Source organism: Agromyces flavus (assembly GCF_900104685.1).
Lineage (GTDB): Bacteria > Actinomycetota > Actinomycetes > Actinomycetales > Microbacteriaceae > Agromyces > Agromyces flavus.
In genome coordinates this window covers 779,722-806,010 of the sequence record NZ_LT629755.1, presented here as the reverse complement: position 1 = coordinate 806,010, position 26,289 = coordinate 779,722, and the positions used below count along the sequence as shown (strand labels likewise).

Below are 26,289 nucleotides of genomic sequence, written 5' to 3'. Positions count from 1 at the left end.
TCGCCCTCGGGGGGTATGCAGGTGGTATTCGCGGTATTCGCAGATCATTGACGCCTGCGTCGCACAGGCGAACAATGCGGAGCATGAGCGTCGGCGTCTTCGGCCCGCTCAGCCTTGACGGAGCTTCATTGAGACCGAGAGAGCGCACGCTGCTCTCGGCGTTGGTCCTTCGCGCGGGACGGCCGATCACGACCGACGAGCTCGCCGAGGCACTGTGGAGCGACAGCCTTCCCGAGACATGGACGAAGCAACTCCAGGCGTCGATCGGTCGGGTTCGAGTGGCGATCGGTCGCGACGCGATCGAGACGACGCCGGGTGCGTACACGCTGCGAATCGACCCCGACACCGTCGATGCCGAGAGATTCGAGCGGTTCGCGGCATCCGCTCGCCGACACCTCGACGAGGACCCCGCTCGCGCGCTGGATGCGGCGCAACGCGCGCTGGAGCTCTGGCGTGGTACGCCCTACGCCGACATCGGGTCGTGGCCTCCCGCCGTCGTGGAGGCGGGCCGCCTCGACGAGGTGCGGATGGAGCTAGAGGAGCTGCGGGTGGACGCCCGCCTCAGGCTCGGCGAGGCCGCGGCATCCGTCGCCGACGCCGAGAGACTCGTTCGCGAGGCGCCGCTGCGCGAGGGACGCTGGGTCCTGCTCGCCACGGCCTTGTACCGTTCCGGACGGCAGGCCGATGCACTTGCGGCGATCCGCGCGGCGCGCGATCGACTCGCCGACGAGCTCGGTGCCGAGCCGGGTACCGAACTCGCCGACCTCGAGCTCGCGATCCTGCGCCACGACGACGCCCTCGACCCGGGCGACGTGCCGGAACGACCGAGCACGGCGTGCCCCTATCGCGGCCTCCAGCCGTTCGGCGTGGAAGACGAGGAGGAGTTCTTCGGGCGCGACGCCGACATCGATGCCGCACTGGCGCGGATCGGCCGGTCGCGTTTCCTCGCCATTTCGGGGGCGTCGGGGAGTGGCAAGTCCTCGCTCGTGCGCGCGGGCGTGGTCCCCGCGCTGCAACGACGAGGCGACCGCGTCGTCATCCTGACACCCGAGCAGGACCTCGACGTGCAGATCAAGCACGCGGTGTGGTCCGGGCGCACCGACGTCGTGGTCATCGACCAGTTCGAGGAGGTGTTCCACGGCGGCGAGGCCGACCTCGACGCCGCCGCCGGTGCCATCACCCAAGCCGTGCTGACGGGCACGATCGTCATCCTCGTCGTTCGGTCCGACTTCCTCGACGACTGCGCCGGACACCCCGACCTGGCACCCCTCGTCGCCGAGGGCGTCCACCTCGTCGGCCCGATGGCGCCGCCGGCACTCCGCCAGGCGATCGAGGAGCCGGCTCGACGCGCCGGACTGCACCTCGAGTCGGGACTCGTTGAACTGATCCTGCGTGATGCCGCGGGTGAGGCCGGCGCCCTGCCCCACCTGTCGCACGCGCTCGTCGAGACCTGGATCCGTCGCGAGGGTGCGACGCTCACCGTCGCCGGTTACGAGGCGTCCGGCGGCATCTCGGGCGCGATCGCGCAATCCGCCGACCGTCTCTACGAGACGATGGACACCGACCAGCGCGTGACCTGCCGTTGGCTCCTGCTGCGTCTCGTCGCACTTGCGCCAGACGGTAGTGCCATTCGACGCAGGGTGCCGTCGAAGCCGCTCCGAGCGGATGGCGCACGGGAGCAGGTCCTCTCGATGCTCGCCCGCGCGAGGCTCGTCAGCGCCGAAGCCGACTCCGTCGAGGTCGCGCACGAGTCGCTCGCGACGGCATGGCCGCGCCTCCAGGCGTGGCTCGAGGAGGACGCCGAGGGGACGCGCATCCTCGCGGCAGTCGCCGCTGCTGCAGAGGCGTGGAACGCAGCGGGTCGACCAGAAGACGATCTGCTGCGCGGCGCGCGTATGCAGGCGGCCCTGGAGTGGCGTGACGCCGAGCCCCGCGACCTGACCGACGTCGAGCGCGCCTTCCTCGATGCATCCGCCACCCGAGCCACCGCCGAGCGGAAGCAACTCGAGGATCGCGCTCAGCGGGACCGGCGCCAGAACCGGCGATTGCGCACCCTGCTTTCCGTCGCAGCCGGTTTGATCGTCCTGCTCGTCGGCGCCGGATCCGTCGCCGTGGTGACTTCGCAGGAGGCGAACGCACAGCGCGACAGCGCCACGCTCGAGGCGCTCCTCGCTACCTCGATCGCGCTTCAAGCGTCGGAACGCGACGTGTCCGCGCTCCTGGCCGCGGAGGCCTATCGGCGGTGGCCGGACGATCCGCGTACTCGATCCGGCCTCGTGAGGGTGCTTCGGGTGCCGACGGCCTGCTCGGCACCACTCTCACCGCGCCGACCGGAAACGTGTTCGGGAACCTCATCCCCGGCACCCAAGACGCACTGATCGTCACGGCTCCCGGGGACGCCAGCATCCGCGACACCGGGACGGGAGAGATGCGCGAGGTCCTGGAACTCGGCTTCGAACCCGATCCGGACGCTGCCGACATGCTCGTCGAAGTGAGCGGCGACGGTCGGATCGGTGCCGTTCTGTCGCCTGCCCTCACGTCTGGCGGTCTGCGCCGGCTCGGCCAATCCACGCGATCAAATCTCGTGGTGTTCGATCTCGAGCGCGCTGAGCCAATCTGGGGACCGACTCGTATCAACGTGGGATCCGGCGCGCTCGCCATCAACGAGGACGGCTCAATCATCGCCCTCGCGGATGTCTTCGACGGAGCCGTGTCACTCGTGTCGACCAATGTTCCTGGCCTCCGCGGTATCACGAACGAGACGGTGAACAGCGTGCCCACGTCATCGTCTGACGAAGGGGGCCACTCGCGCACGTCGTCCCTCGCGTTCGATCCAAGTGGCCGCCTGCTGGTCGGACGATTCGACGATCGGGTGGACATCATCGATCCCGAGTCGGCGACCATCTCGGCCACCATGCGGATTCCCGGCCAGCCCGTGAACGCCGCGATGGCCGTGAGCAACTCCGGGATCGTGGTGGGGTCGGGGGGCCCCGACCTCATCGCGATGGAACCCGAGGGCAGGCGGGTTCGATGGTCGACGGACCTAGGAGGAACCGACCGCGGCCAGTGCAGTCGGCTCGCCATCTCCGAACCGAGGCAACGGGTGTACTGCGGAAGCGCATCCGGGCGGGTCACTGTCTTCGATCTCGCGGACGGGGCCCCGGTGCCGGCCGAGGAGATCGGACCGTTCTACGGGGCAGTCGGGAATCTCGACGTGGACGCCGATGGCTCGATCCTGACCGCCATAGGGGGCGGTCAGCCGACCATCTCGCGATGGCAGCTCGACGGCGTCGGCGTGGGCCGACGGCTCATCGCCCCCGGCCAGATGCTGGCCGGCCCATATTCGTACGAGGGCTCGTTCGTCGTGACGGCACCGCAGGCCGAACCGCGAATCGAATCAAGGGTGTCTCCTCTCTTCACGGAACAGATCATCGAGGGCGTCGTCGCCATGAACACCGAAACCGGCGAGGCGGGGTATCGATTCGATGAGGCGGTGAGCGATGTCGGCTGGGCTCGAGACCGGAGATTGTATGCACGATCGGCCGAGGACACCCTGCTCAGGATCGTCGCCGCGGACACCGGAGATCCGGTCGGAGAGCCGATCTGGGGCGTGTCGGTGCTCGTGCCCTCGTCGGCGGGCACGACGCTGTTCGCATTGCGCGACGACGGTCTGATCCGCGAACTCGATCCACGGACTGGCAGGTGGGCCGGTGATCCGTGGGGCACCCAAGGCATTCCCACATGGCTCTCGGTCGCACCCGACGGCGACACGATCGTCGTGTCGCACTGGAGCGACGGATCTCCGCGCGAGAACGAAGACGCCTCTGCGAGCGACCAGGAGGGCACATGGCTGGCGATCTTCGATGCCGAGGATCATCGGCTCCGGTCCGACGATCCCATCGCACTCGACGCTCACGTCATGCTCGATGACGGCGAGCTCATCGGCGTGCAGGGAACCGGAATGGGTCGGTACACGACTGATCCCCTCGTTCGCATCGGCACCCTCTCCGGCGGGACAGGGAACCTCGGGAACCCGTCGCTGAGTCGTGACGCGAGCACCCTGCTCATGCTGACCGACAACGGGAACGCGCTGCTCTACGACACCGGGTCCGGGGTCCGGATCGGCGAGCCGTTCGACACCGACAGCCGGCTCCTTCCCCGGGGATACCTCCGTCCGGACGGCCTCGAGATGGCCCTCTCGATGCCTGAGGGCGTCGTCGTGTGGGACCTCGATCCCGATCACCAGTTCGAGCACGTGTGCCGGATCGCCGGCCGCGACCTCACCGACAACGAGTGGCGCACGTACCTCGGTGAACTCGCCGACTGGCACAGCACCTGCGGCTTCGATCCCGCCGGCTGACGCCGCCGGACCAGCCTACGCGCGTCCCCGGTATGCAGTCGGTATGGGCGGTATGCGTCCGCGATTGACGTCCGGTCGACAACGGCGAACAATGCGGAGCATGAGCGTGGCGGTCTTCGGCCCGCTCACTCTTGAGGGGGTCTCGCTCAGTCCGAGGGAGCGTAGGTTGCTTTCGGCGCTGATCCTTCGCGCCGGACGGCCAGTCACGGTCGACGAGCTCGGCGAGGCGATCTGGAGTGAGGCCCTCCCCGGGACATGGACGAAGCAGCTTCAAGCGTCCATCGGATTGGTACGTGGCGCGATCGGCCGGGACTCGATCGAAACGAGTCCCGGCGCGTACACGCTGCGCATCGACCCTGACGCCGTCGACACCGAGCGCTTCGAGAGGTTGGCGACATCCGCTCGCGATCACCTCGAAGTCGACCCCGCGCGCGCCCTCGACGCCGCGCAACGCGCACTCGAGCTCTGGCGCGGCACACCGTACGCCGACCTGGCGTCGTGGCCGCCCGCCGTCGTGGAGGCAGGGCGGCTTGACGAGCTTCGCATGGAGCTCGAGGAGATTCGGATCGACGCGCACCTCAGACTCGGCCAGGACACGGCATCCATCGCCGATGCAGAACGCCTCGTGCGCGAGGCTCCGCTGCGGGAACGACGGTGGGCGCTGCTCGCCACGGCGCTCTACCGCAACGGCCGCCAAGCCGATGCCCTTGCAGCCATACGCGCGGCTCGCGAACGCCTCGCAGACGACCTCGGCGCGGAACCCGGCGCAGAGCTGTCAGCTCTCGAGGTGGGCATCCTGCGTCATGACGACTCCCTCGACCCGACGGACATGCCTGCGATCCCGAGCGCTGCCTGTCCATATCGCGGGCTGCAGCCGTTCGGAGTCGAGGACGAGGACGACTTCTTCGGCCGAGATGGCGACATCGACGCCGCTCTCGCCCGCATCGCCAGGTCGCGGTTCCTTGCCGTATCCGGCGCGTCGGGCAGCGGCAAGTCCTCCCTTGTCCGAGCCGGCGTGGTTCCAGCCCTGCGGCGGCGCGGCGACCGCGTCGTCATCCTCTCCCCCGAGCACGACCTCGATGTGCGGATCAAGCACGCCGTGTGGTCTGGTCGCACCGATGTCGTCGTGGTGGACCAATTCGAGGAGGCCTTCCACGCCGGCGAGGCCGATGTCGACGCCGCCGCGCGCGCCATCACCGAGGCCGTGCTGACGGGCACGATCGTCATCCTCGTCGTGCGTTCCGACTTCCTCGACGAGTGCGCCGCGCATCCTGATCTGGCGCCCCTCGTCGCCGAAGGCGTTCACCTCGTCGGGCCGATGGCTCCCGTCGCACTGCGCCGGGCGATCGAGGAGCCTGCCCGACGTGCGGGCCTCCGCCTCGAACCCGGGCTCGTCGAACTGCTCCTACGGGATGCCGCCGGCGAGGCCGGCGCGCTCCCCCACCTGTCGCACGCGCTCGTCGAGACCTGGCTGCGACGCGAGGGTGCGACGCTGACCGTTGCGGGCTACGAGGCAGCCGGCGGGATCTCGGGTGCGATTGCACAATCGGCCGACCGCCTGTACCAGGCCATGGATCCCGACCAGCGCGCGACGTGCCGACGGCTCCTCCTGCGGCTCGTGGCCCTCGCGCCCGACGGCAGCCCGATCCGCCGACGGGTCCCGTCGAAGCCCCTGCGAGCGGATGCCTCCCGTGACCAGGTGCTCTCGATGCTCGCCCGTTCCCGCCTCGTGAGCGCCGAGGCCGATTCCGTCGAGGTCGCACACGAATCGCTCGCGACAGCGTGGCCCCGCCTGCGGGCCTGGCTCGACGAGGATGCCGACGGTGCGCGAATCCTCACCGCAGTCGCCACCGCGGCGGAGGCGTGGAACGCGGCAGGTCGCCCCGCGGACGATCTCCTCCGCGGTGCGCGCCTGGAGACGGCCGTCGAATGGCGCGACGCCGAGACTCGGGACCTGACCGACGTCGAGCGAGCATTCCTCGAGGCATCCGACGCGCATGCCACCGTGGAACGGGAACAGGTCCTGCAGCGCGCAGTTCGCGACCGGCGCCAGAATCGGCGGCTCCGGACGCTGCTCGCGGTGGCCGCGGGCCTCATCGTGCTGCTCGTCGGCGCCGGGTCCGTCGCCGTGGTCTCGTCGCAGGAGGCGCGAGCGCAACGGGACAGCGCGACCCTCGAGGGACTCGTCGCCACCGCCCTCCGGCTGCAGACCTCGCAGCGCGACGTCGCCGCGCTCGTGGCCGCCGAGGCGTATTGGCGTTGGCCCGACGACCCCCGCGCACGCTCAGGACTCATGGGCATCCTGCAGGGCGCAGGCGGATTCCTCGGCACGGCCGTCGTCGCTTCGAGCGGCAACGCGTACGGAAGCGTCATCCCGGGCACGGATCACGCACTTATCGTCACGACCGCCGGGAACGCCGGTATCCGCGACACCGCGACCGGACGCATGCTCGAGGAACTGGATCTCGGGTTCGACCCCGGCCCCGCACGTCCGACACCGCCGCTCGTCGAGGTGAGCGGCGACGGCCGTATCGGTGTCGTGGTGTGGCCGTCTCAGCCGGAATCTGGCAGCACCGATGACTCGCACCTCGTCGTGTTCGACCTCGAACGCGCCGAGCGCATCGAGGGTCCGACCGACATCGACGTCGGGGCGGGCGCGCTCGCCGTGAATGCCGACGGTTCCACCATTGCGATCGCGGATTCCAGCAACGGCGCAGTGACGCTGAGATCGACCTCGGACAGGCGTGGGCGCGGAATCGTTGGGGAGAAACCTACAGCACTCGCCGGCGACGGCATCCCGGATGGCGGCATCTACGCGAATACCGCAGCACTGGCGTTCGATCGCGGTGGTCGGCTCCTGGTCGGACGCCTCGATGACCACGTCGACATGATCGATCCCGATTCCGCGACGATCTCGGCGACCATCGCAGTGCCAGAATCGACAGCGCACGCCGCCATGACGGTCGGCGACTCCGGAATCGTGATTGCATCAGGAGAATTCGGACTGGTCGCATTCGAGCCCGACCTCCGCCAAGTCCGTTGGTCGACGGAATTCAGCTGGCCGCTCCCACCTGAGGAGTGCAACTGGCTCGCCGTATCGGAGTCGATGCAGCGCGTGTATTGCGGAAGCCGATTCGGGAGGATCAGCGTCTTCGATCTCGCGGACGGCGCGCTGGTTCCCGCCGAAGAGATCGGGCCCGTCTACGGCGACGTCGGGACGATCGACCTGAGCGCCGACGGCGCTGTGCTGACGGCCATCAGTGGTGATCGGCCGGTGATCTCCCGGTGGCAGCTCGGTGGCCTGGGCCTCGGGCGTCGGCTTCTCGCTCCAGGGCACATGCTGGCCGGACCGTACTCGTTCGAGGGCTCGATGGTCGCTACAGCCGCACAAGCCGACCTTCCGGCCATTGCAGAAGAGTATGTCGAGATGCGCCCGGCCCTCGTCGTGCGACGGATTCTGGAGGGGGTCGTCATCGTCGATACGGCGACGGGCGCTCCGACGTACGAGTTCGACGAGGCGGTGAGTGAGGTCAGCTGGGCACGAGACGCACGACTCTTTGCACGTGGGTCTGAGCACGGGCTTCTCGGCATCGACGCGGACACCGGAGCAGACCTGGCGCCAGCGGTTGATCTGGATGCCTATGATGGCGGCCTCTGGCCTTCGGTCGACGGCACGAGACTGTTCGCCTTGTCGGGGACCGACGACGTTCAGGAGCTGGATCCACGGACGGGTGACCCGGTGGGCGAGTCGTGGCGTGTCGGCGGATTCCCGCTTCGGATCTCGACCACGCCTGAGGGCGACCGGATCGCGGTGACCTATGGGAGTCACGAGGGGACGGGAGGCAACCCCGGGACGCGGCTGGCGATCTTCTCGACCGAGGGGCATCGCCTCCTGTACGACGAGCCCGCGGAGATCGGGGCGCACATCATGCTCGAGAACGACGAACTCATCAGCATGGAGGGCACTCGCATGGGCCGGTACGAGACCGATCCCCTGGCGCGGGTGGGAACGATCGCCGGCGCGGCGGGCAGATTCGAGCATCCGTCATCAAGCGACGACGCTCGGCTCCTGTTGGTGACGGTCGGGGATGACACGGCGATCCTGTACGACACGGCGACGGGAACCCAGATCGGCGAAGCGTTCCCCACGGATGGTAAGCCCATCCCGCAGGGGTACCTCCGTCCCGACGGCCTCGAGATGGCCCTCTCGATGCCCGAGGGCGTCGTCGTGTGGGACATGGATCCCGACCACCAGTTCGAGTACGTCTGTCGCATCGCCGGCCGTGATCTCACCGAGAACGAGTGGCGCACCTACCTCGGCGACCTCGGAGACTGGCGGAGCACCTGCGGCTTCGATTCGGTCGACTGACGACGGGCGGGGCCGGCGCAATCCGACCCCGCCGCGCCGTCATCACCCAGCCGTGGTGAGCCTGGGATCGATCCGCGGACGATCGACCCGCGACGGATCGACCTGCGACGACTCGATCGGGGCTGCCTGTCGGGCGCCATACCGGTCGCGCAGCTCCGCGGAGGTGATCGACGTCAAGGGGCTCAGGACATCGTCGACGGCCTGAAGCGAGATCCACTCGCGGACGGTGTGACGCCCACGGGGATCGTTGTCGTCGGGCACGAAGCGAGCGGAGCCGGATGCAGCTCCACCGACGGCGATCTTGGGCGCGGTGCCCCTCGATCCGGCGGCGCTTGCGCAGCCGGCGAAGGTGACCGCGAGGATGGCGGCGCATGCCGCCGCGGTCAGGCGATGGGTCTTGGTCGTGGTGTTCATGCTTCGAAGCTGCGACGTCGGGGTATCGGCCCCGGCCCCGGCCGGTATCGGGACGGTATCGGTGGGGCGCCCGTTGCATTGACGCGTATCACGCTGGGGCGAAGAATGCGGCTATGAGCGTGGGGGTCCTCGGCCCGCTGCTCACCGACAACGGGCCGTTGAGCCCGAGGGAACGATCGGTTCTCTCGGCGTTGGTCCTCCGCAGCGGATTCCCCGTCTCCCCCCACGAGTTGGCTGACGCGGTCTGGGGCGACGACCCGCCGGGCACCTGGCCGAAGCAGGTGCAGCACGCCGTCAGCCTGCTGCGCCGGGCTCTCGGCTCCCGGCTGATCAGGACTGGGCCGGGCGGGTACACGATCGTGCTCGACCCGGACTCGGTGGATGCGCGTCGGTTCGACCGACTCGTGGAGGCCGCCCGCGCGCACGCCGACGACGGTGATCCTGCGCGCGCGATCGACGCGCTCGATCGCGCACTCGAACTCTGGCGCGGTGCACCGTACCCCGACCTGCCCGAATGGCCGCCTGCCGTCGTCGAGTCGGCGCGCCTCTCGGAGGTGCGCGTCGAGGCCGAAGAACTCCTCCTCCGCTGCCGACTGGCGCTGGGCGGGCACGCGTCGGTGATCGCCGGCGCCGAGCGTCTCGTCCGCGAGCAGCCCCTGCGAGAGCAACGTTGGGTCCTGCTCGCCACCGCGCTCTACCGGAACGGAAGGCAGGCCGATGCCCTCGCGGCGATCAGGTCGGCGCGCCAGCGTCTGGCGGAGGAGCTCGGGATCGAGCCGGGCGAGGAGCTCCGCGGGCTCGAACTGGCGATCCTGAGGCACGACTCAGTGCTCGACGTCGGGGAGCCTCCCGCGACGCCGAGCGACGCGTGCCCGTACCACGGCCTCACGGCATTCGGGGTCGACGACGAGGAAGACTTCTTCGGTCGCGGCGAGGACATCGGCGCAGCCCTCGACCGCCTCGCGCATTCGCCCTTCCTGGCGGTGACCGGAGCATCCGGCAGCGGCAAGTCGAGCCTCGTTCGTGCCGGTCTCGTGCCCGTCCTGCGGCGGCGAGGCGATCGTGTCGTGATCCTGACCCCGTCGGCGAAGCTCGGCGCGGCCGTTCGAGATGCGATGGCCGGGGCTCGGCGGGCGCCGGTCGTCGTCGTGGTGGACCAGTTCGAGGAGCTCTTCCATACGGGAGCCGGGACCCACGACGTGGACGATGTCGCCCACGCCCTCGCCGAGGCGATCGAGCAGGGGGCCTCGATCATCCTCGTGGTGCGTTCCGACTTCCTCGACGACTGCGCTGCCCAGCCGGAGCTTCGCCGGCTGTTCTCGGCAGGCGTGCACCTGGTCGGTCCGATGTCGCCGGAGAACCTCCGCGCGGCGATCGAGCAGCCCGCGCGCCGCGCCGGACTCCGTCTCGAGCCCGGCCTCTCCGAGCTGATCCTCCGGGATGCGACGGGAGGCAGCGGTTCGCTCCCTCACGTCTCGCACGCGCTCGTCGAGACCTGGCTTCGTCGCGAGGGCGGCACTCTGACGGTGGCCGGTTACGAGGCATCCGGTGGCATCTCCGGCGCCATCGCACAGTCTGCGGACCGGCTGTACCAGTCGATGGATGCGCGCCAACGGGCCCTGTGCCGCTCGACGCTGGCACGGCTCGTTGCACTCGCTCCCGACGGCAGTCCCGTGCGTCGGCGGGTGCCCTCGCGTGCACTCCGAGCCGATCCCTCGCGAGACGAGGTCCTCGCCCTGCTCGCCGATGCACGGCTCGTGAGCACCGAGGCCGATTCCCTCGCCGTCGCCCACGAGTCGATCGCGACCGCGTGGCCGCGACTCCACGCCTGGCTCGAGGAGGACGCGGAGGGCACGCGGCTGCTCGCCTCGCTCTCGCTCGCCGCGGAGGCATGGGACGCCGACGGCCGCCCGGATGAGGACCTCTACCGCGGAGGTCGCCTGCAGGCGGTGCGCGAGTGGCGCGAAGCCGAGCCGAGGGACCTCACCGACACCGAGTCGGCCTTCCTCGCCGCGTCCTCCGCGCGGGAGACCTCGGAGCAGGAGGCGCTCGCCGAGCGCGCCCGGCACGACCGCCGGCAGAATCGGCGGCTCCGCAGCACCTTGGCGATGGCGGCGGGGCTGATCGTGCTCCTGGTCGGAGCCGGGTCGGTTGCCATGGTGTCGTCTCGCGAAGCGAGCGCCCAGCGGGACAGCGCCACCATCGAGGGCCTGGTCGGCATGGCGCTCGCCCTTCGAGACTCCGAACGCGACGTCTCGGCCCTGCTCGCCGCGGAGGCCTATCGGCGCTGGCCGGATGACCCGCGCACGCGATCGGGCCTCATGGGAGTGCTTCAAGGAGCCGGAGGATTCCTCGGGAACGCGTTCATGCCCGGTGTGAACCACGCCTACGGTGCTGTGATCCCCGGGACCGAGCAGGCGCTCGTCGTAACGGTCGACGGCGAGCTCGCGATTCGAGATCTCGAGACCGCCCAAGTCGCACGGGATCTGGACCTCGGATTCCAAGCCGATGTCAATGGGCCGATCCTCGTCGCGGTGAGCGGTGACGGCCGTGTCGGCGCGGTGCTCTGGTCGACCGAGTCCGTCGAGATCCCCGGACAGCTCATCGGCGTGGCAAGCGCGTCCCAGCTCGTCGTGGTGGAGCTCGCGAGCGGACGTCATCTGGTCGGCCCGACACCGCTCGATATCGGCGCCGGCGCGCTCGCCCTCGATCGGACCGGCTCGATCGTCGCCGTCGCCGCTGCGCGGGACGGCGCGGTCACGCTCGTCTCGACCGATTCGGGCGAGCGGCGCCCGATCGCGGGTGATCGTCCGATCCCCCTCGACCGCGACACGCTCGCCGTCGCCATGACGTTCGACCCGGCGGGGCGCCTCATCGTCGGCCGGCTCGGGACGAGCCTCGACGTGATCGATCCGGCCTCGGCGAGAGTCGTGGACTCGATCGTCGTCCCCGAGGGCTCCGCGCACCAGGCGATCGATGTGACCCCGTCTGGTCGTATCGTGGCTGCCGGGGACAAGGAGCTCATCGCCGTCGATGCTGCCGCGAAGCGCGTCGTCTGGTCGCGCGAGCTCGGCGGTCAGACATACGGACCGTGCTACTGGCTGGCCGTATCCGAACCGCACGACCGCATCTACTGCGGCAACAGATACGGACGCATCACCGTATTCGTACTCGAGGACGGTCGCGCGACCGGCGAGAGCTTGGACTCCCTGCTCGGCGACGTCGGCACGATGGAGGTCTCGCCCGACGGGGCGGTTCTCACGACGATCAGCGGCACCGAGGCAGCGATCTCCCGGTGGAGTCTCGACGGCGGGGGTGCTGCGCACCGGCTCGTCGCGCCGGGCGCGACCGCGGTGGGAGGCTACTCGTTCGAGGGCAGTTCGATCGTCGTGGCCCCGCCGCACCCCGGATCGATCAGCGAGTCGCCGTGGGTCGGCGCAGCGGTCGTGGACACGCGAACCGGCGCTCAGACCTATGAGCTCGACGGTGCGGTCAACGCCGTCGGCTGGGCTGCCGGGCGCCGGCTCATCGCCAACTACCCCGACGACCTCGCCTTCCGCGTCGTCGATCCCGACCGCGGAGCGCCCATCGGCGAGCCACTCGACCTGCACAGGTACTGGGTCGATCTCGACGGCGCGGTGATCCATGCGATGGACCCCGAAGGCCGGATCGTCGACCTCGACTCGGCGGACCTCGAGCCCGTCGGAGACCCGCTCGCCTTCGACGGCTGGCCCATCTGGTTCGCCAAGTCCCCAGATGGCCGACGCATCGCGGTCACGTACTTCGGGGAATCCGCTCTCGCGCCGGACGGCACGCCCGTGTCCACGCACGTGACGATCATCGACGGGGACGACGGGCAGGTCGTGGAGGATCGTGCCCTCTTCATCGGAGGCACGGTCATCCTGGATGACGGCAGGCTGATCGGCCTCGAGGACAACCGCATCGGATGGTACGAGACGGACACGCTCGACCGCACCGGATCGCTTCCCGGAGCCGCGGGCGGCCTCGGCATCCCGGCGTTGAGCACCGACGCGCGAACGCTTCTCATCAGCGCGGCGGACGGCTCGACGATGCTGTACGACCTGCCGAGCGGAACCCGGATCGGCGAGCCCCTGCACGCCGACCCCGCGACCCCGCTCGCCGAACACCTGCGCCCCGATGGGATGGAGCTCGCGCTGTCGATGCCCGAGGGCGTCGTCGTCTGGGACCTCGATCCCGAGCACCAGTTCGACGCGGTTTGCCGAGTCGCCGGCCGTGACCTCACGGCCGATGAGTGGAGAACGTACCTCTCGGACCTCGGCGAGCCGCAGAGCACCTGCGGCTTCGACTCCGCCGACTGACACCGACGGCGGGGCCGGCCGAAGCCGACCCCGCCGCGCAGGCGGTCCGCGGAGATCAGACCACGGGCGTCCCGTTCCTGACGAGTCGCCAGTTCTCGACGTGGAAGTCGGCCGGGTCGATCGTGCCCTGCGCCGAGGCGTACGACACGATGGCCTCGCGGATGGCCACCTGCGCGTTGTAGACCACCGGTGCGGTCGCGATGTGCGGGAAGCCACCGCCACCGGACTGCCGGTAGTTGTTGACCGCGACGAGGAACTTCTGGTCGGCCGCGACGGCTGCACCGTTGAAGGAGAGGCCGACGATGCGCGAGCCGACCGGCTGAGAGATGTCGACGCCGTAGTCGACGCCCGAGAACTGGTCGTAGTTGTAGTCCGGGATGGTCGGCGATTGGGGGGTCGGCCATGGGGCGTTCGTCCATGCCGCCGGGTCGACCGGGGCATCGGGCGCCACCTGCTTGAAGTACTTCGCCGAGTACTCGAGGTACTCCTTGATCTGGGCGCCCGTGAGCACCGAGGCCATGAGCGTGTTGTCGTAGATGTACAGCCCTGCGACATCCTTGATGGTCACCTCGCCGGCCGGGAACGTGGCGCCGCGGTTGAACGGTGCCGCGATCGACACGATGGGCAGCGCCGCCTCGGGCGTGCCGGCCACGGCGGCCGCGACCGTCGCGGTCTGGACCTCGTTCACGTAGTCGAGGATCGCGGTGTCCTTCCAGCACGCCTCGGCGGCCGACAGGGCCTGGGTGGAGACGGCCACCGGCGTGTTGACGTACTTCACCACTGCCTCGTGCTGCGCGCGCACGACGGCGACGAGCTCGGGGTCGTCGACGACCGTGTTGGTGTTGATGGTGCAGGCGGAGCCCTTCGTGACGCTCCACTTGCCGCGCGAGAACTCGAGATCCAGGTCGAAGACGCTGAGGCGCTGGCCCCAGTTCTTCGGTTCGCTCATCACGACCGTCTTTCCGGTGACCGTGTTCGTCACGAGCCGCTCGGGCACGTCGACGTGGGCGTGCCCGAAGAGGATGGCGTCGATGCCGGGCACCTGCTCGGCGACGAGCTTCGCCGCATTCTCGACGGGCAGGTCGCTGCCGTACGACGATGTGCCGCTCTCACCCGAGTGGGCGCTGACGACCACCACATCCGCGCCCTCGCGACGCATGACCGGAACCCACCGGGCCGCAGCCTCGACGAGGTCGAGCACCTCGATCTTGCCGCTGACGTTCGCCTTGTCCCAGATCACGACGCCGGGGTTCGTGAGGCCGAGCACGCCGACGCGGACCGGCGGGCGCCCCTTCACCTTCATGGTCTTGATCGTGTACGGCGTGAATGCGGGCACCTTCGTGCCGGCGTGCACCGCGTTGGCGGCGAGCACGTCGGCGTCCATCTGCGAGATCCAGTAGTCGAGGAACTCGAGCCCGTAGTTGAACTCGTGGTTGCCGAGTGCGACGGCGTCGTAGCCGATGGCGTTCATCTGCGCCGCGATCGGATGGGTCGCCCCGCTCTCGGTCACCGGGTCGACGAGCGCGTAGTAGAAACCGAGCGGCGACCCCTGGATGGTGTCGCCGGCGTCGAACAGCAGTGTGTGGTCGCGACCGCGCTTCTCGCGGATCTGCTTGACGACGCTGGAGACGCGCGCGAGGCCGATCGCGTTCTGATCCCTGTCGCTGTACGTCGCGTCCTTGTAGTAGTCCCAGTTGACGGCGTTGCTGTGCAGGTCGGACGTGCCCATGATCGTGATCTTGAGGGAATCATCGCGCGGCGCGGCCTGGGCGGCGCCGGGCCAGCCGGCCGCCGCGAGCACGGAGGCCGCGGACGCGCCGACCAGCAGGTTGCGTCGGCTGAAGCCGGAGCCGGAGGTCGTGGGCTCGACCTCGTCGTCAGGCACGGCGCAGGAACACCAGCGCGGGGTGGGCTCAGGGTGAGTGTGTCGGGTCATGGAGAGGATGCGATCATGCCGCGTCGGTTCGTGACAAGGGGTCGGCACGGTTTTGCTCATCTGCGCATGACGGAGATCGCACAGGGCACTGATCTCCGGGGCTACCGCCAGGCGACGGCGGCGACCTCGACGGGGTCGGCTATCCCCTTGAGGGACAACGACCGACGCTCGATCGGCAGGTCGTGCCGCCGTGAACCGACGATCGTCGCGGCGCTCACGAGGATCTCGGACCCGGATGCGGCCATCCCGATGCGCGCCGCGAGGTTGACGCCGCCGCCGATGTAGTCGAGCCCCGTCCGGCTCGCCTCGGCGCGGTGGACGCCGATCCGCACCTCAGGGGCGAACGCGTGCTCGCGCCGCAGGTCGGCCAGTTTCCGCTGGATGGCCACGGAAGCATCGACGGCCTGGTCCGGATCGTCGAACGCGAGGAAGAACCCGTCCCCGGTCTCCTTGATCTCCTGCCCGCCGTGTTCGGCCACGGCGGCGCGTACGGCCTGATCGTGCCACCTCAGGATGCGGGTCCAGGCCTCGTCGCCGAGCAACTCGGTGAGTCGTGTCGAGTCGACGATGTCGGTGAAGACGAAGGTCCGCACCACCCTCGGCAGGCCGCCATCCAGCGGTCCGCGAGCCGAGCCGTCGAGCGCGCTCGCGTCCAGGGACGCCTCGATCGTGGCGATCAGCCGCTCGGTGCGATGCACTTCGGGGACGGCCCCGAGCCGCTCGAACACCAACAGGGCGGCCCGTGCCTCGACGATCGCGGCATCGGCGTCACCGGCGGCCGCGTGGACGTCGGCGAGACCACGACGTACGATCGCCGTCTCGAAGGGCGCCTCCGCAGCCGTGTACAGCGACGCCGCCAGCAAGAGGTCCCGGCGAGCGTCGTCGAGCGTGCCCTCCGCCGCCTCGACCGCACCCATCGCCGCCGCCGCAGCAGCCTGCGGCACACCGGTCGGGAACTCCGACGCGATCCGGCCGAGCTCCTCGGCGGCCGCTCGTGCCGTCATCGCGTCGGATTCGGCCAGCGCGATCTCGACCTGTGCCTGCAGCAGCGGCAGGCGATGGGGCCCGGTGTCCGGCGTCGCCCGCCAGGTCGGCGTCGGCACCGGTCCGTCCAGAGCCCATCTGATGCCCGTCGCCGCGACCTCGACCTTGCCCTCGGCGAGTCGCAGCAACGACATCGCGGGTTCGGGGTCGGTCCCCAGCGCATGCGCCTCCACGAGGGCCGCCTCAGCGCCTGGGAGGTCGCCACGGCGCAGCCGGATCTCACCGACCTGGTAGAGCGCCGTGCCGACGGCAGCAGGCACGAAGCCCGCGAGCTCGACCGAAGCCTGGCGGGCCTCCGCCTCGGCCTCGAGCCAATCACCGCGTCGACGCTTGATCTCGGACCTGAAGACGCGGCACATGCCGGGATAGCCGTTGATTCCCTCGCGCCGGCACCACCGGTCCTGCGCCTCGGTCCATTCGGCGGCACGGGTCCACTCGCCGATCGAACTGTACGTCTCGATTCCCGTGCAGCAGATGCCCCCTGCGATGTCCGGCTCGATCTCGCCGGAGACGGCCGTGACGGTGGCTTCGTCGACGAGTGCCAGACCCTCGATCACCCGGCCGGTCGAGACGAGTGCCGAGCCGCGCTCCGCCATGGCGAAGGTCTCGAGGTCGCGGTCGTGGTGGCGCCGACCGATGTCGAGGGCCTGAGTGGCGTTGGCGAGGGCGCCGTGCTCATCGCCCACGAGGGCGTCGTGGAAGGCCTGCATCGCTGCGAGCCATCCGTGGCCGGGGTTCTCCGGCACCTGGTCGAGGAGGCCCTGAGCCCGCTTGAGCCACGCGTTGGCGACGGGATAGGCATTGCGGAAGAGGTGGTCACGGGCGAGCGTCACGGCGAGCCGGGCGGCCACGGCGCCGTCGTGCTGCGCGATCGCCGAGGCGAAGGCCCGTTCACGCACCTCGATCGCCATGGGCAGCTTGCCCACCCACCACGCCGCCTGGGCCAGCAGCACGAGGTCGGCGGGCGCGAGCGCCCCCGCCTCGTCCTCGGCGCTGAGCAGGTCGAACGCTTCACGCCACGAGTGGCGCCCGAGCGCCGCCCGGGCGCGTTCGACCGGTGAGCCATCGGTCACATGGGTCATTCTCCCACCGGCAGCACGCCAGGACGCGTGCCCCGGCGACGTCGGACCCGATGTTCGACCTGTCGCTTCAGCGAAGCGACCGATCGAGACGGCACGCGACAGCCCGTCCCCCGTGATCGGGGAACGGGCTGTTCCGAAGCGGGCCGTCGAGCGCCAGAAGCTCGCGAGCGACCTCGCCGTCGGCGCCGGACCAGGGCCGGCGCCGCATCAGCACAGTGACGGAGAGGACGGCAGGTCCGCTCGCGTCAGCGAGCGACCTCGCCGTCGGCGCCGGACGAGGGCCGGCGCCGCATCAGCACAGTGACGGAGAGGGCGGCAGGTCCGCTCGCGTCAGCGAGCGACCTCGCCGTCCACGTAGTCGTCCTCGTCGACCTGGGTCCACGAGAAGAGCTTGCGGAGCTCGCGACCGGTGGTCTCGATGGGGTGGCCCTCGCCCTTGGCGCGGAGCTCGAGGAACTCCTTGGCGCCGTTGTCCTGGTCGTCGATGAAGCGCTTGGCGAAGGTGCCGTCCTGGATGTCGGCGAGCACCGCCTTCATGTTCTCCTTGACGCTCGGGTCTATGACGCGCGGGCCCGAGACGTAGTCGCCGTACTCGGCCGTGTCGGAGACCGACCAGCGCTGCTTCGAGATGCCGCCTTCCCACATGAGGTCGACGATGAGCTTGAGCTCGTGGAGCACCTCGAAGTACGCGATCTCGGGCTGGTAGCCTGCCTCGGTCAGCGTCTCGAAGCCGTACTGCACGAGCTGCGACACGCCCCCGCAGAGCACGGACTGCTCGCCGAACAGGTCGGTCTCGGTCTCCTCGGTGAACGTCGTCTTGATGACGCCCGCGCGGGTGCCGCCGATGGCCTTGGCGTACGACTTCGCGAGGTCCCACGCCTGGCCCGAGGCATCCTGCTCGACCGCGATGATGTCGGGGATGCCGCGGCCCGCGACGAACTCGCGGCGCACAGTGTGGCCGGGGGCCTTCGGCGCGACGAGGATCACGTCGACGCCCTCGGGCGCCTGGATGTAGCCGAAGCGGACGTTGAAGCCGTGGCCGAAGACGAGCGCGTTGCCGGGCGCGAGCTGGTCCTTGACCGACTCGGCGTAGATGTGGCGCTGGAACTGGTCGGGCGCGAGGATGACGACGACGTCGGCCCACGCCGCGGCGTCGGCGACGTTCTTGACCTCGAAGCCGGCCTCCTCGGCCTTGGGCTTGGACTTGGAGTCGTCCTTCAGGCCGACGACGACCTGGACGCCGGAGTCGCGGAGGTTCTGCGCGTGCGCGTGGCCCTGCGAGCCGTAGCCGATGACGGCGACCTTCTTGCCCTGGATGAGCGAGAGGTCGGCGTCCTTGTCGTAGTAGATCTCAGCCATGTTGCGGTTCTTTCTCCTTGGTTGGGTTCGATGAGCGGATGTCGCGACGCGCGTCGCGCCATCCGGGATCAGCTCTTGAAGACGCGCTCGGTGATCGACTTGCCGCCGCGGCCGATCGCGAGGAGGCCGGACTGGGCGATCTCCTTGATGCCGTAGGGCTCGAGGACCTTCAGCAGGGCGGTCGTCTTGCCGGAGTCGCCGGTGACCTCGATCACGAGAGCGTCGGTCGACACGTCGACCACGCGGGCGCGGAACAGGTTCACGGCCTCGAGCACGGCCGATCGGGTCGAGTTGTCGACACGCACCTTGATGAGCAGGTGCTCGCGCTGCACCGACTGCGCGGGGTCGAGCTCGACGATCTTGATGACGTTGACGAGCTTGTTCAACTGCTTGGTCACCTGCTCGAGCGGAAGGTCCTCGACGTCGACGACGACGGTGATGCGCGAGAGGCCGTCGATCTCGGAGTGGCCCACGGCGAGCGACTCGATGTTGAAGCCGCGGCGGGCGAAGAGCCCCGCGACGCGGGTCAGCAGACCGGGCTTGTCCTCGACGAGGAGGGAGAGCACGTGGGTCGACATGTCAGTCCTCCTCCTCGCTGAACGCCGGCGAATGGTCTCGGGCGTACTGGACATAGCTGTTCGACACGCCCTGCGGGACCATCGGCCACACCATGGCGTCGGCCGACACGACGAAGTCGATGACGACGGGGCGGTCGTTCGTCTCGAGCGCGAGCTTGATCGCGGCGTCGACCTCGTCCTCCTTCGTGACGCGGATGCCGAGCGCGCCGTAGGCCTCGGCCATCTTCACGAAGTCGGGCACGCGCACGGTGTCGTGGCCCGTGTTGAGGTCGGTGTTCGAATAGCGCCCGTCGTAGAACAGCGTCTGCCACTGACGCACCATGCCGAGCGAAGAGTTGTTGATGACCGCGACCTTGATCGGGATGTCGTTCAGGGTGCAGGTCGCGAGCTCTTGGTTGGTCATCTGGAAGCAGCCGTCGCCGTCGATCGCCCACACGGTGCGGTTCGGCTCGGCGACCTTGGCGCCCATGGCCGCCGGAACGGCGTAGCCCATGGTGCCGGCGCCGCCGGAGTTGAGCCAGGAGTTCGGCCGCTCGTACTTGATGAACTGGGCCGCCCACATCTGGTGCTGGCCGACACCCGCGGCGTAGACGCCCTCGGGGCCGGTCAGCTCGCCGATCCGCTGGATCACGTACTGGGGAGCGAGGAGCCCGTCGGAGGTGGGCGAGAAGCCGAGCGGGTATTCGTTCCGCAGGCCGTCGAGCGTGGCCCACCAGTCGGAGAGGTCGGGCTCGGTCGTCTTGATGGTCTCCTGGTACGCGGCGAGCAGGTCGACCAGCACGTCCTTCGCATCGCCCACGATCGGCACGTCGGCCGTGCGGATCTTGGAGATCTCGGCGGGATCGATGTCGACGTGCACGACCTTCGCGTCGGGCGCGAAGAGCGCGGCCTTGCCGGTCACGCGGTCGTCGAACCGTGCGCCGAGCGCGACCAGCAGGTCGGCCTCCTGCAGCGCCAGCACTGCCGGCACCGTGCCGTGCATGCCGGGCATGCCCAGGTGCTGCTCGTGCGAGTCGGGGAACGCGCCGCGCGCCATGAGCGTCGTGACGACCGGGGCCTTGGTGGCCTCGGCGAGGGCCAGCAGCTCGTCGGACGCGCCCGCGCGGATGATGCCGCCGCCGACGTAGAGCACGGGCCGCTTGGCCTCGACGATGAGCTGCGCCGCGGCGAGGACCTGCTTGCCGTGCGCCTTGGTGATCGGCCGGTAGCCCGGCAGGTCGAGCTTGGGCGGCCAGCTGAACGAGAACGTGGCCTGCTGGGCGTCCTTCGTGATGTCGACGAGCACGGGACCCGGGCGACCGGTCGATGCGATGTGCGCCGCGGAGGCGATCGTCGCCGGGATGTCCTCGGCGCGCTTGACCAGGAACGAGTGCTTGGTGATCGGCATGGTGATGCCGACGATGTCGGCCTCCTGGAACGCGTCGGTGCCCATGAGGTTCGAGAACACCTGGCCGGTGATCGCGAGCAGGGGCACCGAGTCCATGTGGGCGTCGGCGATCGCGGTGACGAGGTTCGTGGCGCCGGGGCCCGACGTGGCGATCGCGACGCCGAGCTTGCCGGTCGCCGAGGCGTAGCCCTCGGCGGCGTGACCGGCGCCCTGCTCGTGCCGGACCAGGATGTGACGCAGCTTGCGGCTGTCGAGCAGCGGGTCGTAGACGGGGAGGATCGCGCCGCCGGGCAGCCCGAACACGTCGGTGACGCCGAGCAGTTCGAGCGAGCGGACGACGGCCTGGGCTCCGGTGAGCACCTCTGGGCTGCCGTGCGACTGCGACAGGGTGGCGGGCGATGGCACGGGCGCGGATTCCGTGGTCATTCGGTTCCTGTTCATGGTGGACGGTGAGTTCGGGACAGGCGAAACGCCTCAGCCCGTGGTCGCGCCTTCGGCAGCGGAGCGCACGAGCTTGGAGTACTTCGCGAGGACGCCTCGGGTGTAGCGCGGGGGAAGCGGAGCCCAGCCGTCACGGCGGGCTGCCAGCTCGGCCTCGTCGACCAGTAGATCGATGGAACGAGCCGCGATATCGACCCGAATCAGATCACCATCGCGCACGAAGGCGATCGGACCTGCGTCGACCGCCTCGGGTGCTATGTGGCCGATGCACAGGCCGGTTGTGCCGCCGGAGAATCGACCGTCCGTCAAGAGTAGTACATCTTTTCCGAGCCCAGCGCCCTTGATGGCGGCCGTGATGGCGAGCATCTCGCGCATGCCCGGGCCGCCCTTCGGGCCCTCGTAGCGGATCACCACGACGTCGCCGTGCGAGATCTCGCCGTTCGTGAGCGCGTCCATGGCGGCACGTTCGCGCTCGAACACGCGGGCCGGACCCTCGAACGTGGCGGCGTCGAACCCGGCCGTCTTGACCACGGCGCCCTCGGGCGCGAGCGAGCCGTGCAGGATCGTGAGGCCGCCCGTCTCGTGGATCGGGTCGTCGAGCGAGCGGAGCACCTCGCCGTCGAGCGGCGGGATGTCCATCTCGGCGAGGTTCTCGGCGAGGGTCTTGCCGGTGACCGTGAGTGCGTCGCCGTGCATGAGCCCGGCGTCGAGGAGCGCCTTCATGAGCACGGGCAGGCCGCCGCGGCGGTCGACGTCGTTCATGACGTACTTGCCGAACGGCTTGAGGTCGCCGATGTGCGGCACCCTGGCGCCGATGCGGTTGAAGTCGTCGAGCGTGAGCTCGACGTCGGCCTCGCGCGCGATGGCGAGCAGGTGCAGGACGATGTTCGTCGAGCCGCCGAGCGCCATGCCCACCGCGATGGCGTTCTCGAACGCCTTCTTCGTGAGGATCTGGCGGGCCGTGATGCCGGTCTTCAGCAGGTTGACGACGGCCTCGCCCGAGCGGTGCGCGTAGTAGTCGCGTCGGCGGTCGGCCGACGCGGGCGACGCGGAGCCCGGCAGCGACAGACCCAGGGCCTCGGCGACGGAGGCCATGGTGTTGGCCGTGTACATGCCGCCGCAGGCTCCTTCGCCTGGCGCGAACGCGCACTCGATGCGCTTGGCGTCGGCCTCGCTCATCTTGCCGGCCTTGACCGCCCCGACCGCCTCGAACGAGTCGATGATCGTGATGTCCTTCTCGGTGCCGTCCTCGAGGCGGACCCAGCCGGGCGCGATCGAACCCGCGTAGAGGAACACCGACGACAGGTCGAGTCGCGCGGCGGCCATGAGCATGCCGGGAATGGACTTGTCGCATCCGGCGAGCAGCACCGAGCCGTCGAGCCGCTCGGCCTGCATGACGACCTCGACCGAGTCGGCGATGACCTCGCGCGAGACGAGCGAGAAGTGCATGCCCTCGTGGCCCATCGAGATGCCGTCGGAGACGGAGACGGTGCCGAACTGCAGCGGGTATCCCCCGCCGGCGTGCACGCCCTCCTTGGCGGCCTGCGCGAGGCGCGCGAGCGAGAGGTTGCAGGGCGTGATCTCGTTCCACGAACTGGCGATGCCGACCTGCGGCTTGTCCCAGTCGGCGTCGCCCATGCCGACCGCGCGGAGCATGCCCCGGCTCGTGGTGGCCTCGATGCCATCCGTGACGACGCGACTGCGGGGCTTGGGATCGATCTCCGACATATCGTCGAGTCTAGAGGCCTCCGACGGGCCGTTTGGCCGCGGCGGCGGGCCTCCGAGGGCCTGCGTCAGCGGGCGGCGTCGCGCCGATCGGCGAGCAGCTCGAGCAGTTCGGCGACGTCGTCGGGTCCACGCAGGCGAAACGCGGCAAGCGACTTGCCCTGGCCCACCTTGACGCCGACGTCGTCGATGTCGAGCGTCGCGAACGCGTCCTCGTCGGTGATGTCGTCGCCCACGTAGAGCACCGCGTCGGCACCGACGTGCTGGCGGAGCCGGGTGAGCGCCTCGCCCTTGTCGCTCGCTCGCACCGCGAACTCGAGCACGTTCTTCCCGCTTCGGGTCGACAGGCCGGGCAGGGCGGCATCCACTCGTTCGCGTGCGACGCGCTGCAGCGCCGCACCGGCCGTCGCGCTGAGCTTGCGGGTGTGCAGCGCGATCCCGGCGGGCTTGCGCTCGACCCAGGCGCCGTCCGACGAGGATGCCGCGTCCTCGACGATCTCGATGAGCTGCTCGAGGCTCGTCAGCTCGCCCTCCCGCAGGTCGAGCGTGACGCCGCCGCCGTCGAGCTGGAGCTCGACGCCGTGCGACCCGCTCAGCAGCGCCGCGACCGGTGGCGCCGCGACATCCTTCAGGCTGTCGAGCGCGCGCCCGGACACGAGCGCGACGCGCGTGTCGTCGGCGTCGGCGAGCCGTTCGACGGCCGTTCGCGCGCGCTCGGTGGAGCGGGCCTCGTCGGGACGATCGACGATCGGGGCGAGCGTGCCGTCGAAGTCGAGTGCGACGAGCAGCCGAGGCATCTCGGCGAGACGGGCGATCGCGGCGCGCAGGCCGTCCGGCACGCCCGGGGAGATCGGACCGGCGCCGGTGAGCGTTTCGAGGAACGTCGCGGACCAGTTCGCCACGTCGTTGTCGCGCACGCGCTTGCGCAGCGCACGCATCCGTCGAGCGCGCTCGCGCTTGGGCATGCGCGCGGCCTCGACCATCGCATCCTTGAGTCCGTCGATGTCGTGCGGGTTGACGAGCACCGCCTGGCGCAGCTCGTCGGAGGCGCCCGTGAACTCGCTGAGCACGAGCACGCCATCGTCGTCGTAGCGGCTGGCGACGTACTCCTTGGCGACGAGGTTCATGCCGTCGCGCAGCGCGGTGACGAGCATGACGTCGGCGGCGAGGTAGAGCGCCGCCATCTCCTCCCTCGGGTAGCCGTGGTGCAGGTAGGTGATCGCCTGGTGGCCGAGCGTGGAATGGTCGCCGTTGAGCCGGCCGACCTGCAGCTCGATCTCGTCGCGCAGCTGCCGGTACGTGTCGACGCGCTCGCGCGACGGGCTCGCGACCTGGACGAGCGTGGCCTCCTCGACGGAGAGCCGACCGTCTCGCAGCAGTTCGCCGAACGCCTTCATGCGATGGCGGATGCCCTTGGTGTAGTCGAGGCGATCGACGCCGAGCATCACGATGTCGGGATCGCCGAGGCTCTTGCGGATCTCTCGCGCGCGCTCCTGCACCTCGGGCCGGCGGGCCATCTGCTCGAACGCCGCGGCGTCGATCGAGATCGGGAAGTGCCGCGCCACGACATGGCGGACCTTCCCGTCGTCGTCGCGGACGTCGATGACCGTGCCGCGCGTGCGGTAGCCGAAGAGGCGGCGCACCGCGCGCGAGAAGTTGCCCGCGTCGGCGGCGCGCTGGAACCCGATCACGTCGGCCCCGAGGAGCCCGGCGATGACCTGCCGACGCCAGGGCAGCTGCGAGTAGATGCCATAGGCGGGGAACGGGATGTGGTTGAAGAAGCCGATCACGAGGTCGGGTCGGATCTCGCGGAGCATGCGCGGCACGAGCTGGAGCTGGTAGTCCTGCACCCACACCACGGCGCCGTCGGAGGCCGCGTTCGCGGCGGCCTCGGCGAACCGGCGGTTGACGCGGACATAGGCGTCCCACCACTCGCGGTGGTAGCGCGGCGGCGCGATCACGTCGTGGTAGAGCGGCCAGAGCGTGTCGTTGGAGAAGCCCTCGTAGTAGTCCTCGACCTCGTCGGCCGACAACGGCACGGGCACGATGGTGATGCCGTCGTGCTCGAACGGCTCGAACTCGCGCTCTGCGACGCCGGTCCATCCGACCCAGGCGCCGTCGGCGGCGCGCATGACGGGTTCGAGCGCCGTCACGAGCCCGCCCGGCGACGCCTTCCACTGCGTCTGCGCGCCCTCGCCGCCGAGGTAGTCGACCGGCAGTCGGTTCGACACGACCACCATGTCGTAGACGGGGGCGATGTTCGGCGCGGCAGCGTCGGTGGCGGGCTTCACGGCGTCGGGTCCTCCTCGCGGACGGCTCGCGTTTCAGGCTAACAGTCCCCACAGGTCCCACCCCGTGTCCAGCGTTCCGGGCTAGACTGCGAACCCCATGATCCGCATCGGTATGAGCACCACCTGCGTGTATCCACTCGAACCCGAGCATGCCTTCCGTCTCGCGAAGGAGGCCGGGTTCGACGGCATCGAGATCATGGTGACCCAGGAAGTCACCACGCAGCAGGCCGACGGCCTCGTCGAGATGGCCGAGCGCTGGGACCTGCCGATCCTCTCGATCCACGCACCCGTCCTGCTCCTGACGCACTTCGTGTGGGGCCGCGACCCACGGGTGAAGCTCGCGCGCACCGCCGAGCTCACGAAGGCCGTCGGCGCCGACACCGTCGTGGTCCACCCGCCCTTCCGCTGGCAGGCGAGCTACGCGCTCGAGTTCCTCTCGATCGTCCGCGACCTGTCCGCCGAGCACGGCGTCGAGATCGCGGTCGAGAACATGTTCCCGTGGCGTGCCGCCGGCCGGAACATGAAGGCGTACATGCCGGGCTGGGATCCTCGCGACATGGACTGCGACGCCGTCACGCTCGACTTCTCGCACGCCGCGCTGTCGGGCGTCAACAGCCTGCAGTATGCCGAGGACCTGGGCGATCGCCTGCGCCACGTGCACCTCTGCGACGGGTCCGGCGCGATCGGCGAAGGCCAGATCTTCGACGAGCACCTGCTTCCGGGGTACGGCCGCGAGCCGGTCGCCGAGACGCTGCGGATGCTCACCGACCGCGGCTGGGACGGCTCCGTCGTCGCCGAGATCAACACCCGGAAGGCGAAGTCCGAGGGCGAACGGCTCGACATGCTCCGCGAGACCGTCGCCTTCGCCCGCGATCACACCGCGACGATCGACTCCCCCGCGCACGAGTCGCCGCTCCGGCGAGCGATCGACGCGATCCTGCCCGGCCGCCAGGGCTGATTCGC

General features: G+C 69.8%; 13 protein-coding genes. 5 read left to right on the top strand and 8 right to left on the bottom strand.

The window, feature by feature from the left end; genetic code table 11:
• The first annotated feature begins 83 nt into the window (after nucleotides 1-83).
• The 3 genes from BLT99_RS03855 to BLT99_RS03845 all read left to right on the top strand — a co-directional run bounded on the left by BLT99_RS03855 (nucleotide 84) and on the right by BLT99_RS03845 (nucleotide 8,729).
• Nucleotides 84-2,378, top strand: coding sequence for an AfsR/SARP family transcriptional regulator (locus BLT99_RS03855; RefSeq protein ID WP_172802960.1), 2,295 nt, complete (start codon nucleotides 84-86; stop codon nucleotides 2,376-2,378).
• A complete protein-coding gene (locus tag BLT99_RS03850; protein WP_172802959.1) occupies nucleotides 2,339-4,360 on the top strand; it encodes a WD40 repeat domain-containing protein in 2,022 nt (673 codons plus the stop codon). The genes BLT99_RS03855 and BLT99_RS03850 overlap by 40 nt, the downstream gene beginning before the upstream one ends.
• A 100-nt stretch (nucleotides 4,361-4,460) precedes the next feature.
• Nucleotides 4,461-8,729, top strand: coding sequence for an nSTAND1 domain-containing NTPase (locus BLT99_RS03845; protein ID WP_172802958.1), 4,269 nt, complete (start codon nucleotides 4,461-4,463; stop codon nucleotides 8,727-8,729).
• A 42-nt stretch (nucleotides 8,730-8,771) separates the two neighbouring features.
• On the opposite strand, the gene BLT99_RS17545 is transcribed toward BLT99_RS03845, so the two are convergent.
• Nucleotides 8,772-9,143, bottom strand: a complete 372-nt coding sequence (locus BLT99_RS17545; protein WP_157674933.1) for a hypothetical protein — start codon at nucleotides 9,141-9,143, stop codon at nucleotides 8,772-8,774.
• A gap of 113 nt (nucleotides 9,144-9,256) precedes the next feature.
• Between BLT99_RS17545 and BLT99_RS03835 the strand changes: the two genes are divergently transcribed.
• Entirely contained in the window at nucleotides 9,257-13,483 is a 4,227-nt protein-coding gene (locus BLT99_RS03835) for an nSTAND1 domain-containing NTPase (protein WP_166670927.1), read from the top strand.
• A 55-nt stretch (nucleotides 13,484-13,538) separates the two neighbouring features.
• Here BLT99_RS03835 and BLT99_RS03830 read toward each other — a convergent pair whose 3' ends face one another.
• The 7 genes from BLT99_RS03830 to BLT99_RS03800 all read right to left on the bottom strand — a co-directional run bounded on the left by BLT99_RS03830 (nucleotide 13,539) and on the right by BLT99_RS03800 (nucleotide 25,275).
• Nucleotides 13,539-15,419, bottom strand: coding sequence for a bifunctional metallophosphatase/5'-nucleotidase (locus BLT99_RS03830; protein ID WP_092669436.1), 1,881 nt, complete (start codon nucleotides 15,417-15,419; stop codon nucleotides 13,539-13,541).
• Between the two features lie 101 nt (nucleotides 15,420-15,520).
• Nucleotides 15,521-17,536: an adenylate/guanylate cyclase domain-containing protein gene (locus BLT99_RS03825; RefSeq protein ID WP_157674932.1), complete on the bottom strand. Its 2,016-nt coding sequence runs from the start codon at nucleotides 17,534-17,536 to the stop codon at nucleotides 15,521-15,523.
• Nucleotides 17,537-17,875: 339 nt separating this feature from the next.
• Nucleotides 17,876-18,904, bottom strand: coding sequence for a ketol-acid reductoisomerase (ilvC, locus tag BLT99_RS03820; RefSeq protein WP_092669434.1), 1,029 nt, complete (start codon nucleotides 18,902-18,904; stop codon nucleotides 17,876-17,878).
• Nucleotides 18,905-18,972: 68 nt separating this feature from the next.
• Nucleotides 18,973-19,482: an acetolactate synthase small subunit gene (gene ilvN, locus BLT99_RS03815; RefSeq protein ID WP_092669432.1), complete on the bottom strand. Its 510-nt coding sequence runs from the start codon at nucleotides 19,480-19,482 to the stop codon at nucleotides 18,973-18,975.
• A gap of 1 nt (nucleotide 19,483) precedes the next feature.
• Nucleotides 19,484-21,295 carry an acetolactate synthase large subunit gene (locus BLT99_RS03810; protein ID WP_092669431.1) on the bottom strand — a complete coding sequence of 604 codons (1,812 nt, stop codon included), beginning with the start codon at nucleotides 21,293-21,295 and terminating at the stop codon, nucleotides 19,484-19,486.
• A 48-nt stretch (nucleotides 21,296-21,343) separates the two neighbouring features.
• Entirely contained in the window at nucleotides 21,344-23,038 is a 1,695-nt protein-coding gene (ilvD, locus tag BLT99_RS03805) for a dihydroxy-acid dehydratase (RefSeq protein ID WP_092669430.1), read from the bottom strand.
• 65 nt (nucleotides 23,039-23,103) lie between these two features.
• Nucleotides 23,104-25,275: a bifunctional alpha,alpha-trehalose-phosphate synthase (UDP-forming)/trehalose-phosphatase gene (locus tag BLT99_RS03800; protein ID WP_172802995.1), complete on the bottom strand. Its 2,172-nt coding sequence runs from the start codon at nucleotides 25,273-25,275 to the stop codon at nucleotides 23,104-23,106.
• Between the two features lie 148 nt (nucleotides 25,276-25,423).
• On the opposite strand from BLT99_RS03800, the gene BLT99_RS03795 reads away from it, so the two are divergent.
• Nucleotides 25,424-26,284 carry a sugar phosphate isomerase/epimerase family protein gene (locus tag BLT99_RS03795; RefSeq protein ID WP_092669429.1) on the top strand — a complete coding sequence of 287 codons (861 nt, stop codon included), beginning with the start codon at nucleotides 25,424-25,426 and terminating at the stop codon, nucleotides 26,282-26,284.
• The last annotated feature ends 5 nt before the right edge of the window (nucleotides 26,285-26,289 follow it).